1 rRNA gene (running past one end of the window) is annotated in these 1,331 nt (G+C 55.2%); it reads right to left on the bottom strand.

The features are described 5' to 3' along the window. Positions 1-1,279: ribosomal RNA gene (locus ACWCSU_RS52650) — 23S ribosomal RNA — on the bottom strand; its annotated part reaches 1,616 nt to the left of the window's first position; the annotation flags it as partial. Between the last annotated feature and the right edge of the window lie 52 nt (positions 1,280-1,331).

Genomic DNA, 1,331 nt, shown 5'->3' with positions numbered 1-1,331 from the left:
AAGGACTGAATGCCACGACTTCGGCGGTGTGCTTGAGCCCCGCTACATTGTCGGCGCAGAATCACTTGACCAGTGAGCTATTACGCACTCTTTCAAGGGTGGCTGCTTCTAAGCCAACCTCCTGGTTGTCTCTGCGACTCCACATCCTTTCCCACTTAGCACACGCTTAGGGGCCTTAGTCGGTGATCTGGGCTGTTTCCCTCTCGACTACGAACCTTATCGCCCGCAGTCTCACTGCCACGCTCTCACTTACCGGCATTCGGAGTTTGGCTGACGTCAGTAACCTTGTCGGGCCCATCGGCCATCCAGTAGCTCTACCTCCGGTAAGAAACACGTGACGCTGCACCTAAATGCATTTCGGGGAGAACCAGCTATCACGGAGTTTGATTGGCCTTTCACCCCTACACACAGGTCATCCCCCAGGTTTTCAACCCTGGTGGGTTCGGTCCTCCACCCAGTCTTACCTGAGCTTCAACCTGCCCATGCGTAGATCACTCCGCTTCGGGTCTACAGCATGCGACTCAAACGCCCTATTCAGACTCGCTTTCGCTACGGCTACCCCACACGGGTTAACCTCGCCACACACCATAACTCGCAGGCTCATTCTTCAAAAGGCACGCAGTCACATCACACAAGGACCGAAATCCTTGTACGCTCCTACGGCTTGTAGGCACACGGTTTCAGGTACTATTTCACGACCCCTCACCGGGGCACTTTTCACCTTTCCCTCACGGTACTCGTGCACTATCGGTCATCAGGGAGTATTTAGGCTTACCAGGTGGTCCTGGCAGATTCACACAGGATTTCTCGGGCCCCGTGCTACTTGGGATCCCCTCAAGAAGCCTTCAAGATTTCGCCTACCCGGCTCTCACGGTCTACGGCAGCCCTTCCCAGAGCTTTCGACTACCTCAAAGGTTTATCACTTCTTGTGGTCTCGGCAGAAACCACCAGAGGGTCCCACGACCCCGGACATGCAACGCCTGCCGGCTATCACACACGCCCGGTTTAGCCTCATCCGCTTTCGCTCACCACTACTCACGGAATCACTGTTGTTTTCTCTTCCTACGGGTACTGAGATGTTTCACTTCCCCGCGTTACCACCAACCGCCCTATACATTCAGGCGGAGGCAACACCACATGACTGGTGCTGGGTTTCCCCATTCGGACATCCCCGGATCAACGTCTGGTTGGCGACTCCCCGAGGCTTAACGCAGCCTCCCACGTCCTTCATCGGCTCCTGATGCCAAGGCATCCACCGTGTGCCCTAAAAAACTTGGCCACAAAGATGCTCGCGTCCACTATGCAAATCTCAAACAACAAACAGCAACCAC

The organism is Nonomuraea sp. NPDC001699 (genome assembly GCF_053596455.1).
The sequence above is the reverse complement of the archived record's forward strand: the minus strand, read 5'-3'. Positions and strand labels throughout refer to the sequence as shown.